This window comes from Sphingomonas chungangi (assembly GCF_013778325.1).
Classification (GTDB): Bacteria; Pseudomonadota; Alphaproteobacteria; order Sphingomonadales; family Sphingomonadaceae; genus Solisphingomonas; species Solisphingomonas chungangi.
In genome coordinates this window covers 173,487-186,650 of record NZ_JACEIB010000026.1, presented here as the reverse complement: position 1 = coordinate 186,650, position 13,164 = coordinate 173,487, and the positions used below count along the sequence as shown (strand labels likewise).

General features: G+C 67.2%; 10 protein-coding genes. All 10 read left to right on the top strand.

Annotation, left to right across the window (positions count from 1 at the left end; all coding sequences use genetic code 11):
* The first annotated feature begins 21 nt into the window (after positions 1-21).
* The 10 genes from smpB to alaS all read left to right on the top strand — a co-directional run bounded on the left by smpB (position 22) and on the right by alaS (position 13,163).
* The gene (smpB, locus tag HZF05_RS16605; protein WP_160362914.1) at positions 22-504 is read left to right on the top strand and encodes an SsrA-binding protein SmpB; all 483 of its coding nucleotides are present in this window, start codon (positions 22-24) and stop codon (positions 502-504) included.
* A 130-nt stretch (positions 505-634) separates the two neighbouring features.
* Positions 635-2,692 (top strand): M13 family metallopeptidase, encoded by a 2,058-nt coding sequence (locus HZF05_RS16600; RefSeq protein ID WP_160362913.1) that lies wholly within the window; start codon positions 635-637, stop codon positions 2,690-2,692.
* 62 nt (positions 2,693-2,754) lie between these two features.
* On the top strand, positions 2,755-5,226 hold the full coding sequence (locus HZF05_RS16595; RefSeq protein ID WP_181638901.1) for a hybrid sensor histidine kinase/response regulator: 2,472 nt from the start codon (positions 2,755-2,757) through the stop codon (positions 5,224-5,226).
* Between the two features lie 40 nt (positions 5,227-5,266).
* Complete coding sequence (locus HZF05_RS16590) at positions 5,267-5,614, top strand: response regulator (RefSeq protein ID WP_160362912.1); 348 nt, start codon at positions 5,267-5,269, stop codon at positions 5,612-5,614.
* A gap of 106 nt (positions 5,615-5,720) precedes the next feature.
* Positions 5,721-6,806 carry a recombinase RecA gene (recA, locus tag HZF05_RS16585; RefSeq protein WP_160362911.1) on the top strand — a complete coding sequence of 362 codons (1,086 nt, stop codon included), beginning with the start codon at positions 5,721-5,723 and terminating at the stop codon, positions 6,804-6,806.
* A 196-nt stretch (positions 6,807-7,002) separates the two neighbouring features.
* Positions 7,003-7,836, top strand: a complete 834-nt coding sequence (locus tag HZF05_RS16580; protein WP_160362910.1) for a class I SAM-dependent methyltransferase — start codon at positions 7,003-7,005, stop codon at positions 7,834-7,836.
* Entirely contained in the window at positions 7,833-8,453 is a 621-nt protein-coding gene (locus HZF05_RS16575) for a glutathione S-transferase C-terminal domain-containing protein (protein WP_160362909.1), read from the top strand. The genes HZF05_RS16580 and HZF05_RS16575 overlap by 4 nt, the downstream gene beginning before the upstream one ends.
* Before the next feature lie 144 nt (positions 8,454-8,597).
* Positions 8,598-9,851 carry a M24 family metallopeptidase gene (locus HZF05_RS16570; protein ID WP_160362908.1) on the top strand — a complete coding sequence of 418 codons (1,254 nt, stop codon included), beginning with the start codon at positions 8,598-8,600 and terminating at the stop codon, positions 9,849-9,851.
* Positions 9,851-10,282 (top strand): hypothetical protein, encoded by a 432-nt coding sequence (locus HZF05_RS16565; RefSeq protein ID WP_160362907.1) that lies wholly within the window; start codon positions 9,851-9,853, stop codon positions 10,280-10,282. The genes HZF05_RS16570 and HZF05_RS16565 overlap by 1 nt, the downstream gene beginning before the upstream one ends.
* A 217-nt stretch (positions 10,283-10,499) precedes the next feature.
* The gene (gene alaS / locus HZF05_RS16560) at positions 10,500-13,163 is read left to right on the top strand and encodes an alanine--tRNA ligase (RefSeq protein WP_160362906.1); all 2,664 of its coding nucleotides are present in this window, start codon (positions 10,500-10,502) and stop codon (positions 13,161-13,163) included.
* Position 13,164: the final 1 nt, after the last annotated feature.

The window sequence follows — 13,164 nt, the reverse complement described above, 5'->3', positions numbered from 1 at the left end:
TCCGATATTGCGAAACTCATTATGTCCCGTCCCAAGCCCATCGAATTCGAGAAGACCAAGATCGTCGCCGAGAACCGGCGCGCGCGGCACGAATATTTCCTCGAGCAATTCTTCGAGGCCGGCATCGCCCTGACCGGCACCGAGGTGAAGTCGCTGCGCTTCGGCGAGGGGACGATCGCGGAGAGCTATGCCGAGATCAGGGACGGCCAGGTCAGCCTGATCAACGCCAACATCCCGGAGTTCAGCCACGGCAACCGCTTCAACCACGAGCCGCGCCGGCCCCGGAAGCTGCTGCTCCATGAGCGCGAGATCAACAAGATGGCGCAGGGCGTCAACCGCGAGGGCATGACGCTGATCCCGCTCGCCATCTACTTCAACAAGCGGGGCCGCGCGAAGGTCGAGCTGGCGCTCGCCAAGGGCAAGAAGCTCCACGACAAGCGCGAGACGGCCAAGGAACGCGACTGGAAGCGGGATCAGGCAAGGATCATGCGCGAGCGGGGCTAATCCGCCGCTGCCTGTTGTACCGCCGTTGCCTGTTGCAAAAGTGAAATAGGCGCTCGCTACTTGTCGCAGCCTTGCACCATCCGGGCGCGGTGCTATGCATTCCTCATACACCAAGGTTGAGGGATTCCCCATGCGTCTGACCTTCGTCGCCCTTCTGGCATCCACCGTGCTCGCCGGTGCCGCTCCGGCCGCCACCCCCGATTTCCTCGCGCCCGCCACCACCGGCGGCGCCCCCGCCGTCGCCGGCGCGCCGACCTACGGCACCTTCGGCTTCGACACCGCCGGCATGGACAAGTCCGTGAAGCCGGGCGACGATTTCTACAGCTACGCCAGTGGCACCTGGCAGAAGACAACCGAGATTCCCGCCGATCGCTCCAGCTACGGCATGTTTCACAAGCTGCAGGATCTGAGCCTCGCCCGCACGCGCGGCATCCTGGAGGATGCGCAGAAGCAGCCGGGCAGCAAGATCGGCATGTTCTACGCGAGCTTCATGGACGAGAAGGCGGCCGACGCGAAGGGCGCCACGCCGGTGAAGCCGTGGCTGGCCGACATCAAGGCCGCCAAGGACAAGGCCGCGCTCGCCGCCGAGATGGCGAAGCTCAACCGCATCGGCATCACCACGCCGTTCTACACGGGCGTCGGCCAGGACGACAAGAATCCGGACGCCTACATCGCCCAGTTCGGTCAGGACGGCCTCGGCCTGCCCAACCGCGATTATTACCTGAAGGACGATCCCGCGCTGGCGAAGAACCGCACGGCCTACGTCGCCTACATGACCAGGCTGCTGACGCTGGCCGGTGAGCCCAATGCCGCGGCCCGCGCGCAGGCGATCATGGCGTTCGAGACGGAGATCGCCAAGGTCCAGTGGGCGCCCGAGGACACGCGCGACGCCGACAAGGTCTATAACAAGTGGTCGGCTGCCGATTTCGACGCCAAGGCGCCGGGCTTCCCGTGGGGCGCCTACATGACGGCCCTCGGCCTCGGCGGGCAGAAGGCGTTCCTCGTTGCCGAGCCGACCGCCTTCGCGGGCGAGGCCAAGCTGTTCGCGGACACGCCGCTGGCGGTGCTGAAGGATTATGCGACCGTCCGCACCCTGGACGAATATGCGCGCTATCTCTCCAAGGATTTCGTCGACGCGCAGTTCGCCTTCCACGGCACCGAACTGTCCGGCACGCCGCAGAACCAGCCGCGCTGGAAGCGGGGCGTCAGCCTCGTCTCCAACGGGATGGGCGAGGCGGTCGGCCAGGTCTATGTCGCGAAATATTTCCCGCCCGAGGCGAAGGCGGCGGCCGACGCGCTCGTCCACAACATCATCGCCGCGATGGGCCAGCGCATCCCCAAGCTCACCTGGATGGACGACGCCACCAAGCAGAAGGCGCTCGCCAAGCTCGCGGCCTTCACGCCCAAGATCGGCTACCCGACCAAGTGGCGCGATTACTCGACGCTGGTGATCAAGCCGGGCGATCTGGTCGGCAACGTCGCACGCTCGAACGGCTTCGAATATCAGCGCAACCTCAACAAGCTCGGCCAGCCGATCGATCGCGGCGAGTGGGGCATGACCCCCATGGAGATTAACGCCTACGCGAACTTCTCGATGAACGAGATCGTGTTCCCGGCGGCGATCCTGCAGCCGCCCTTCTTCGATCCGAAGGCCGATCCGGCGGTGAACTATGGCGGCATCGGCGTGGTGATCGGCCACGAGCTCAGCCACCATTTCGACGATCAGGGCCGCAAGTATGACGCGCATGGCGCGCTCACCGACTGGTGGACGCCGCAGGACGTCTCGCGCTTCACCGCGATGACCGACAAGCTCGTCGCGCAGTATGACGCCTACGAGCCGTTGCCCGGCCTGCACGTCAACGGCAAGCTGACGCTAGGCGAGAATATGGCCGATCTCGCGGGACTTTCGGTGAGCCACGACGCCTACGAACTGTCGCTCGGCGGCAAGGATGCGCCGGTGATCGACGGCTTCACCGGGGATCAGCGTTTCTACCTCGGCTATGCGCAGGTGTGGCGCACCAAGTATCGCGATCCGATCCTGCGCCAGCAGGTGCTGACCAACCCGCATTCGCCGGGCCAGCAGCGCACCGACGAGGTCCGCAACAAGGATCTCTGGTACAAGGCGTTCGACGTGAAGCCGGGCGAGAAGCTGTATCTCCCGCCGGATCAGCGCGTGAACGTGTGGTGATAGTCGGATGAAGGCATGCGCGGGCCGTTGACGAACCCGCCCCGCCGCGCCGAATAGGGGCCATGCGTCTGCCTGCCCTTCGTGCCGAGCCCATTCCCCTGCGTGCCGCCGCGCCGGCGAAAGTGACGCTGACGCCGGACCGGCTGATCGCCGCCGGCGTTGCGGGCCTCGGTGTCGCCTCCGCCGTCATGCTGGCGCGCGCGGCGGGAGACTGGCGCTTCGCGGTCGGCTTCCTCGTCGGTTTCGCCGCCATCGCCGCCGCCATCGTGCTCGCTGCGCGGATGCGCGTTGGCGTGGTGGCGGAGTCCGCCCCGCGCCCAGATCGCGCGCTGCTCCGCGCCGCGCTGGACGTCTGCGAGGAGCCCGCCGCGATCACCGACCGCGCCGGTCGGATGATCGCCGCCAACGTCGCCTATGTCGATCGCTTCGGCGCCGCCGCCGTGCCGCCCGCATTGCCGGGCCTCGATCTCTATGCCGAGACGGTCGCCGCCGCCGGCCGCTCGGCCTGGCGCGAGGGCGATGCCGAGGTCGCGCTCGGCAGCACCCGCGTGACGCTGCATGTGCTGCGTGCCGGGGTTGGCGAGGATCATCTGCTTTGGCGGATCGGCGACGGGCGTGGCGAGGGGCGCACCGATGCGCTGCGCCTCGTCGGCGGAGGCTTCGGGGACCGGCTGGGCCGCGCCGGCCTGATGGCCGCCCTGATCGACGAGCGCGGGCGTGTGCTCGTCGCCAACAAGGTCTTCATCGCACGCGCCATCGGGCCGCAGGTGAGCAGCATCACCGGCCGGGATTTCGCCGCCTGCCTGACGCAGGACGAGGATGGCGCGCTCCACTTCGCCCGCGATCCGGAGGATGCCGATCCGCTGCGGCTGCTCCACGTTCCGCTCGACGATGGCGAGCTCGCCGCCGGCGCCGCGGCCATGCTGCTGTTCGACGATCCCGCGCAGCGCGTTCCGGAAAGTTCCACGAGGCCGGATGATCTCTACGGCCTTCTCGGCATGCTGCCGCTCGGCCTCGCGCTGATCGATCGCGACGGGCGCTTCCTCTTCCAGAACGAGGCGTTCCGCGCCGCCGCCGGGATGAGCGATGTGGAGCATGCCGTCTATCCGAGCGACCTCGTCGTGAAGGAGGACAAGTCGGCGGTGTCCGACGCGGTACGGCGTTTCGCGGGCGCCAAGCCTGCCTCCGGCCCGTTCGGCAACGCACCGATCTTCTCCGGCGACGTCGCGGTGCGCTTGCGCCACCGGCCGGACGAGCCCGTCTCGCTCACCGTCGCGTCCGCGCGCGGGCTGGGGGATGCCGCCGTCATCCTCTCCCTCAAGGATTCGGCCGAGGAAGGGCGCCTCCAGCGCCAGGTCGCGCAGGCCACGAAGATGCAGGCGGTCGGCCAGCTCGCCGGCGGCGTGGCGCACGATTTCAACAATATCCTGACTGCCGTGCTGGGCCATTGCGACCTGATTCTGATGCGCCACACGCCCGGCGATAGCGATTACGACGACATCCAGCAGATCCGCCACAACGCCAACCGCGCCGCCGGCCTGACCCGCCAGCTGCTCGCCTTCTCGCGCCAGCAGACGCTGCGCCCGCAGGTGCTGCAACTGCCCGACGTGATCTCGGAGGTCTCCAACCTGCTGCGCCGCCTGATGGGCGAATCGATGCAGCTCGTCATCAACCACGGCCGTTCGATCGGCCCGGTGCGCGCCGATCCCGGGCAGCTTGAGCAGGTGATCGTCAACCTCGCCGTCAATGCGCGCGACGCCATGCCGGACGGCGGCGTGCTGACGATCCGCACCTATGGCGTATCTGCCGCCGAGGTCCGCCGCCTTGGCGCCGATGTCCTGCCGGCGGGCGACTATTCGGCGTTCAGCGTCACCGACACCGGTACCGGCATCCCGCCCGATGTGCTGCCCAAGATCTTCGAGCCCTTCTTCACCACCAAGGATGTCGGCAAGGGCACCGGCCTCGGCCTCTCCACCGTCTATGGCATCGTCAAGCAATCGGGCGGCTTCATCTTCGCCGATTCGGAGATGGGGAAGGGGACGAGCTTCGTCGTCTATTTGCCCGTCTTCCACGGCGAGATCGCCTCGCCCGAAAAGGAGAAAGTCAAGGAGGCACCCCAGGAATTGTGGGGTTCCGGATCGATCCTGGTGGTGGAGGACGAGGACATGGTCCGCTCCGTCGCCGAGCGCGCGCTGTCGCGGCAGGGCTATCAGGTCCGCACGGCGGCGAATGGCGAGGAGGCGCTGGAAATCCTCAATCAGGTGCCGGCGGGCGAGGCGAGCAGCGGTTTCGACCTACTGATCTCAGACGTGATGATGCCGACTATGGACGGCCCCACCATGGTCGCCCACGCCCGCGAGCGTTTCCCGGAGCTGCCGATCCTGTTCATGTCGGGCTATGCCGAGGAACAGCTTCGCCGCTCGATCAACCTCGACAATGTTTCCTTCCTCGCCAAGCCCTTCTCGGTGCAGCAGCTGGCCGAGGCGGCGCGCGACGCGCTCGCTCGCCATGCAAAAGCCGAAAAGGCGCGATAAACGCTTGTCCAGCAACGGCTTGGCGCGCTAGGCGAACGGTATGGCCACACGCTCCATCCTGATCGTCGAGGACGAATCGCTCATCGCGATGATGCTCGAGGATTTCATCGACAGTCTCGGTCATCAGGTGGCGGGCACCGAGGACACGGTGGAGGGCGCGCTGGCGCAGGCCGAGGCCGGTGGCTTCGATCTGGCGATCCTCGATGTCCATCTCCACGGCCGTTCCTGTTGGCCCGTCGCGGACGCGCTGGCCGATCGCGACATCCCCTTCATTCTGGCGACGGGAGGCCACACCGAGGCCCCGCCCGAGCGTCACGCCACCGCACCGGTGCTGTCCAAGCCATTCACATTGAATGGAATCGAGCAGGCTATCGACTCTGTCGCCTGATATTTGTTCCGCTCTTGTTCCAAAAGAACATACATGATACATGCTCCCGTGACGGAGGACGCGCATTGATGCCCGCGCGGTCCCGCTCTAACTGGGAGACTGGCAGATGGCCGCATCACTCAAGGTTATCGGGGCAAGCGCGGATATGATCGACAAGCTGGCGGTTTCGGACAGGCAGAAGGCGCTCGATGCGGCGCTGGCGCAGATCGATCGCGCCTTCGGCAAGGGTTCGGCGATGCGGCTGGGCTCGAAGGAAACGATGCAGGTCGAGGCGATCTCGACCGGCTCGCTGGGGCTCGACATCGCGCTCGGCGTCGGCGGCCTGCCGCGCGGCCGCGTGATCGAGGTGTACGGGCCGGAAAGCTCGGGTAAGACGACGCTCGCGCTCCACGTCATCGCCGAGGCGCAGAGGGGCGGCGGCACCGCTGCCTTTGTCGATGCCGAACATGCGCTCGATCCGGTCTATGCCAAGAAACTGGGCGTCAACATCGACGAGCTGATCGTCTCGCAGCCCGACACCGGCGAGCAGGCGCTGGAGATCGTCGACACGCTGGTGCGTTCCAACGCGATCGACGTGCTGGTGGTCGATTCGGTCGCCGCGCTGGTGCCGAGGGCCGAGATCGAGGGCGAAATGGGCGACAGCCATGTCGGCCTGCAGGCTCGTCTCATGTCGCAGTCGCTGCGCAAGCTGACCGGCTCGATCAGCCGCTCGCGCTGCATGGTGATCTTCATCAACCAGCTACGCATGAAGATCGGCGTGATGTACGGCAACCCGGAGACGACGACCGGCGGCAACGCGCTCAAATTCTACGCCTCGGTCCGCCTCGACATCCGCCGTACCGGCCAGATCAAGGATCGCGATGATATCGTCGGCAATTCCACCCGCGTGAAGGTGGTGAAGAACAAGGTCGCCCCGCCGTTCAAGCAGGTCGAGTTCGACATCATGTACGGCGAGGGCATCTCGAAGATCGGCGAGATCCTCGACATCGGCGTCAAGGCGGGCCTGGTCGAGAAATCGGGCGCGTGGTTCAGCTACGATTCGGTGCGAATCGGCCAAGGGCGCGAGAACGCCAAGACGTTCCTGCGCGAGAATCCCGAGATGGCCGCCAAGCTGGAGGCGGCGATCCGCCGCAAGACCGACGACGTCGCCGAAGCGATGATGGCGGGACCGAGCGAAGAGGACGATATCTAGGACGAAAGCCTTCTCCGGCTTGCGGGGACATCGGGCGAGCGGAGCGCGGCGCCGTTCGCCGATGTCGGAGGGCAGTCGCCGGACGGAGCCGATGGGGAAGAGTGAAGGGCATGGGACGCCGGCGGAGGCGTGCAGTCCCCCATCTGCAGTCCTTGCCGCTTTCCACCCGTCGCCAGCGGGTCTAGCCTCCTCGCCCATGGACAAGGAAGAATGGGCAGGCCGTGTCGGCGACGTCTGGGCCACGGAGCAGCACCGCACCGATCGCACCTTCGAACCGGTCGACGAGGCGCTGGTGGAAGCGGCGGTCGCCGCCGTGTACGGGATCGCGACGCCGCATATTCTCGACGTCGGCTGCGGTGCGGGGACGACGAGCTTCTCGCTGGCGACCCGACTTCCGGGTGCGACGATCAACGGCATCGACCTTTCGCCCGCGCTGTCCGGTGCCGCCGTGGCCCGCGCGGCCGGATTGCCGGACCATGTGCGCTCACGCTGCCGCTTCGAACGGGCCGATGCCACTGTCTGGACCGGCGAGACCGGTTTCGACCTGCTGGTCTCGCGCCACGGCGTGATGTTCTTCGATGATCCGGTCGCCGCCTTCGCCCACCTCCGCTCGCTGGCGAAAGCGGGCGGCCGCCTCGTCTTTTCCTGCTTCCGCGCGCCGAAGGAGAATGCCTGGGTCGCGAAGTTCGCGCACCTCATGCCCGGAGGCCCTTCCGATCCGCACGCGCCCGGCCCCTTCGCCTTTGCCGATCGGGATCGCGTCGCCGCCATCCTCGCCGAAGCGGGCTGGCGGGATGCGCAGGCCACCGCGCTCGACTTCGCCTATGTCGCCGGCGCGGGGGGTGATCCGGTCGCCGACGCCAACGACTTCTTCGCGCGGATCGGTCCCGTCTCGCGCGCGATCCGCGAGCTGGACGAGGCCGGCCGCGAACGGCTTCGCGCCGGCCTCGACGAGCAAGTGCGCGCGCATTTCGACGGAGAGAAGGTCAGCTTCCCCGCCGCCGCCTGGATTTGGAGTGCACAAGCGTGATCAGGGTTCACCATCTCGAAAACAGCCGCTCGCAGCGCGTCCTCTGGCTGCTGGAGGAACTGGGCCTGCCTTACGAGGTGATCCGCTACGCGCGGAACCCCAAGACGATGCTTGCCCCGCCCGAGCTCAGGGGCGTCCACCCGCTCGGCAAGTCGCCGATCGTCGAGGACGAGGGCATCAAGCTGATCGAGACGGGCGCGATCGTCGAGCATCTGGTGAAGAAGGGCGACGGCTTCGGCCCGCCGGACGATCTGCCCGGCATGCTGCTCTGGCGCCAGTTCCTCCATTATGCCGAGGGCTCGCTGATGCCGCCGCTGCTGGCGCTGCTGGTGGTGGGGCGGCTCGGCCTGCTCGGCCGCCCGGCGAGGAAGCCGCTGCTCGGCATGTTCGCCCAGCATCTGCGCTATCTCGAAAGCGAGTTGCAGACGCGCGAATGGTTCACCGGCAGCGAGATCACCGCCGCCGACGTGATGCTGAGCTTCCCGCTGGAAGCCGCGACGCAGCGCGGCGGGCTGGACGGGCGCTATCCCAGGCTGCAGGCCTGGCTCCAGCGCATCCATGCGCGTCCCGCATATAAGGCGGCGCTCGCGAAGGGCGGCCCCTATGCCTATGCGTGAACTTCGCCGGGCGACATTCATCGTCCGTTCGTCCTGAGCGAAGTCGAAGGACGTGCGGCTGGCGGGATGGCTTGGAGCACGCACTTCGACTTCGCTCAGTGCGAACGGGTTTCTTGGGGCAGATGAACAAGAGGGTGTGGGGGCATGCTGATATCTGATCGCCGCACGCTGCTGACCGGCATCCTCGCTGCCGGCGCCGCGCTCGCGCTCCCGTCGCGCCTGCTCGCCGTCACCGGCACCCCGTTTCCCGCACCGCCCGCCAACAAGCCCCCCGCCATCACCCGGGCCGAACGCGAACGCCGTATCGAGGAAGCCCGCCGCCGGATGCGCGCCGCCGGCATCTCCGCGCTGCTGATCGAGCCGGGATCGTCGCTGATCTACTTCACCGGCATCGAGTGGCACCGCTCAGAACGGCTCACCTGCGCGGTGATCCCGGCGAACGGCGACATCGCGATCGTCATGCCCTTCTTCGAGGAGCCCTCGATCCGCCTCTCGCTGGCCATCCCGTCGGAGGTCCGCATCTGGAACGAGGACGAGGACCCGCTCGTCACCGTCGCCGGCATCCTCAAGGATCGTAAGGCCGCCGCCGGGCCGGTCGCGATCGAAGAGACGATGCGCTATTTCGCTGTCGACGGGCTGAAGAAGGCGCTGCCCAACGCCGCGATCGTGTCGGGCGCGGGCGTCGTGCGCGGGTGCCGGATGCACAAGTCCCCGGCCGAGATCGCGCTGATGCGCTATGCAACGGACATCACCATCGCCGCCTATCGCTGGCTGGTGCCGCAGGTCGCGCCCGGCATGAAGGCGAGCGCGGTCAGTTCCATGATGGACGCCGCCACCCGCGCGATGGGCGGATCGCCCGAATTCTCGATGGTGCTGGTCGATGCCGCCGCAGCCTTGCCCCACGGCGTGCGCGAGGATCAGACGATCGGGGAGAACAGCCTCGTCCTGATGGATTGCGGCTGCACGGTCGAGGGCTATCAGTCGGACGTGTCGCGCACCTTCGTGGTCGGGCAGCCAAGCGACCACCAGCGGCAGGTGTGGGATCAGGTCCATCGCGGCCAGCAGGTCGCCTTCGCGGCGGCGAGGATCGGTGCGACGGCGGGCAGCGTCGACGATGCGGTGCGGCGCTTCTACGAGGGGCTGGGCTATGGCCCCGGCTACCGGCTGCCGGGCCTCTCGCACCGCACCGGCCACGGCATCGGGCTGGACGGCCACGAGCCGGTCAACCTCGTCCACGGCGAGACGCAGGTGCTGGAGCCGGGCATGTGCTTCTCCGACGAGCCCGGTCTGTATCTGCCCGGCCAGTTCGGCGTGCGGCTGGAGGATTGCTTCCACATGACCGAGGCGGGGCCGGCCTGGTTCAGCCAGCCGCCGGAGAGCTTGGAGCGGCCGGTGTGATGTTCAGTGCTATTCTCAATGTGCTGCGTGGATATCGGACGTCGTTCGATGCCTTGGAGAACGCGATCTTCGCGGAAGTTCGTCGAACGCTGCCGGTGAGTGTTCAGGGCAGGTTCGATGATCGCCTCAGAAGGATCAACATTATTCAAGCGCCTCTCGGCAAACTTGAACTCAATTTATATGAGAAGCGAAGGGGCGCGATTTTATTTTCGGATTCCAGCCGGATCGTGACGACAGACGATTCCATTCACATCGCCACGGTGAAATTGGAGTCTGCGGATGAGATGTCTCGACTAAAAGCAAAGCTGTTTTGCGGGAGCGGTGTCCTTACGTCGGTTGAGTTCAATCAACCGAGTGAGCATGCGGATGTCGATAATATTACTGGAATGAAGGTGCAGCTTGTGTCCGGAGTGCCGTGGGTCGGTCAATGATCATTGCTCTCCGTTCGCCCTGAGGAGGGACTGAGCGAAGTCGAAGGCCCGTCTCGAAGGGCATGCGCGGTGGCTGTGCTTCGAGACGCCGCTTCGACTTCGCTCAGCGGCTCCTCAGCACGAACGGTGTGGGGGAAGGTTCGCGCAGGAACAGTCGATCACCCCGATCGCAACCGCTCGCTTGCCCACACCCGCGCGCTCCCCTAAATCCGCGCACATGACATCGACCAACGACATCCGCCGCTCCTTCCTCGACTATTTCGGGCGCGAGGGGCACCAGATCGTTCCCTCGGCGCCGCTGGTGCCGCACAACGATCCGACGCTGATGTTCGTCAACGCCGGCATGGTGCCGTTCAAGAACGTCTTCACGGGCCTCGAGACGCGCCCCTACAACCGCGCCACCTCCTCGCAGAAGTGCGTGCGCGCCGGCGGCAAGCACAACGATCTCGACAATGTCGGCTACACCGCGCGGCACCACACCTTCTTCGAGATGCTCGGCAACTTCTCCTTCGGCGATTATTTCAAGGAGCAGGCGATCACCCACGCCTGGACCTTGCTCACCAGGGAATGGGGCATCCCGGCGGAGAAGCTCACCGCCACCGTCTATCACACCGACGACGAGGCCTTCGATCTCTGGAAGAAGATCGCCGGCCTGCCCGAAAGCCGCATCATCCGCATCCCCACCAAGGACAATTTCTGGGCGATGGGCGACAACGGGCCGTGTGGCCCGTGCTCGGAGATCTTCTACGATCATGGCGATCATATCTGGGGCGGCCCGCCCGGATCGCCGGAGGAGGATGGCGACCGCTTCGTCGAGATCTGGAACCTCGTCTTCATGCAGTTCGAGCAGGCGGCGAACGAGATCGTCGGCGAGCTGCCCAAGAAGTCGATCGACACCGGCATGGGCATCGAGCGCGTCGCCGCCGTGCTGCAGGGCGTCACCGACAATTACGATACGGACACGTTCAAGGCGCTGATCGCCGCCTCCTGCGCGCTCACCCGCACCGATGCGGAGGGCGACCGCCGCGCCAGCCATCGCGTGATCGCGGACCATCTGCGCTCGTCCTGCTTCCTGGTGGCGGACGGCGTGCTGCCCGCCAACGAGGGCCGCGGCTACGTGCTGCGCCGGATCATGCGCCGCGCGATGCGCCACGCGCACCTGTTGGGCGCCGCCGAGCCGCTGATGCACCGGCTCGTCCCCGCGCTCGTCACCGAGATGGGCGCGGCCTATCCCGAGCTGGCCCGCGCGCAGCCGCTGATCGAGGAGACGCTGAAGCTGGAGGAGACCCGCTTCCGCCAGACGCTCGCCAACGGCCTCCGCCTGCTCGACGAGGCGACGGCGGGGATGGGCGAGGGCGATACGCTGCCCGGCGCCACCGCGTTCAAGCTCTACGACACGTTCGGCTTCCCCTACGATCTCACCGAGGATGCGCTGCGCGGCCAGAACATGGCCGTCGACCGCGCCGGCTTCGACGCCGCCATGGCCGAGCAGAAGGCCGCCGCCCGCGCCGCCTGGAAGGGTTCGGGCGAGACGGCCGCGCAGGAGATCTGGTTCGACATCGCCGAGGAATTGGGCGGCACCGAATTCACCGGCTACGCGGCGACCGAGGGCGAGGGCAATGTCGTCGCCATCGTCCGCGACGGCGCGCGGGTGAACGCCGCGATCACCGGCGACGAGGTGACGATCCTCACCAACCAGACGCCCTTCTACGCCGAGAGCGGCGGGCAGGTCGGCGACGTCGGCATCATCACCGGCGAGGCCGGGTTCGAGGCCGAGGTGACCGACACGTCCAAGCCGCTCGGCCGCCTCCACGCGCACAAGGCGGTGATCGAGGGCGGCGAGGTGAAGGTGGGCGATGCCGTGTCGCTCAAGGTGGATGTCGAGCATCGCAACGAGGTGCGCGCCAACCATAGCGCCACACACCTGCTCCACGCGGCGCTGCGCAACACGCTGGGCAAGCATGTCAGCCAGAAGGGCAGCATGGTCGCCGCCGAGCGGCTGCGCTTCGACTTCGCGCATCCCAAGGCGATGACCCCGCAGGAGATCCAGTCGGTCGAGGCCGAGGTGAACCGGCATGTTCGCGAGAACGGATCGGTCGGCACCCGGCTGATGACCCCCGACGATGCGATCGCGGCGGGCGCGATGGCGCTGTTCGGCGAGAAATATGGCGATGAGGTGCGCGTGCTCTCGATGGGCCGGGTGGGTGATGGCACCTATTCGGTCGAGCTGTGCGGCGGCACCCACGTCAACGCGACGGGTGACATCGCCTTGTTCAAGATCGTCTCGGAGAGCGCGGTGTCGAGCGGCGTGCGCCGCATCGAGGCGCTGACCGGCGAGGCGGCGCGTGTGTGGCTGACGGGCCGCGAGGATAGCCTCAAGGAAGTCGCGGCGGCGCTCAAGGCCTCGCCCGACGAGGTTCCCGCGCGCGTGATCAGCCTCATCGACGAGCGCAAGCGGCTGGAGCGCGAGCTGGCCGAGGCGAAGAAGGCGCTGGCGCTGGGCGGCGGCGGCGCGGGCAAGGCCGAGACGGCGGTGGAGCAGGTGGCGGGCCACGGCTTCATCGGCCAGGTGATCGAGGGGTTGGACCCCAAGGGGCTGCGCGGGCTGGTCGACGAGGCCAAGCAGAAGCTCGGCTCGGGCGTGGCGGTTCTGGTCGCGGTCAACGAGGGCCGGGGATCGGTCGCGGTCGGCGTGACGGACGACCTCAAGGGCGCGGTGAGCGCGGTCGATCTGGTGAAGGCGGCGGTGACCGCGCTCGGCGGCCAAGGCGGCGGCGGACGTCCCGACATGGCGCAGGGCGGCGGGCCGGAGGGCGCGCAGGCGGCCGAGGCGGTCGCGGCGGTGAAGGCAGCGCTGGAAGGGGTGACGGTGGGGGCTTAAA

Coding starts and splice junctions, on each gene's coding strand:
- HZF05_RS16570 (WP_160362908.1), top strand. CDS start 8,598: ATGCTGATATCTGATCGCCGCACGCTGCTGACCGGCATCCTCGCTGCC.
- HZF05_RS16600 (WP_160362913.1), top strand. CDS start 635: ATGCGTCTGACCTTCGTCGCCCTTCTGGCATCCACCGTGCTCGCCGGT.
- HZF05_RS16580 (WP_160362910.1), top strand. CDS start 7,003: ATGGACAAGGAAGAATGGGCAGGCCGTGTCGGCGACGTCTGGGCCACG.
- HZF05_RS16565 (WP_160362907.1), top strand. CDS start 9,851: ATGTTCAGTGCTATTCTCAATGTGCTGCGTGGATATCGGACGTCGTTC.
- recA (WP_160362911.1), top strand. CDS start 5,721: ATGGCCGCATCACTCAAGGTTATCGGGGCAAGCGCGGATATGATCGAC.
- HZF05_RS16590 (WP_160362912.1), top strand. CDS start 5,267: ATGGCCACACGCTCCATCCTGATCGTCGAGGACGAATCGCTCATCGCG.
- smpB (WP_160362914.1), top strand. CDS start 22: ATGTCCCGTCCCAAGCCCATCGAATTCGAGAAGACCAAGATCGTCGCC.
- alaS (WP_160362906.1), top strand. CDS start 10,500: ATGACATCGACCAACGACATCCGCCGCTCCTTCCTCGACTATTTCGGG.
- HZF05_RS16595 (WP_181638901.1), top strand. CDS start 2,755: ATGCGTCTGCCTGCCCTTCGTGCCGAGCCCATTCCCCTGCGTGCCGCC.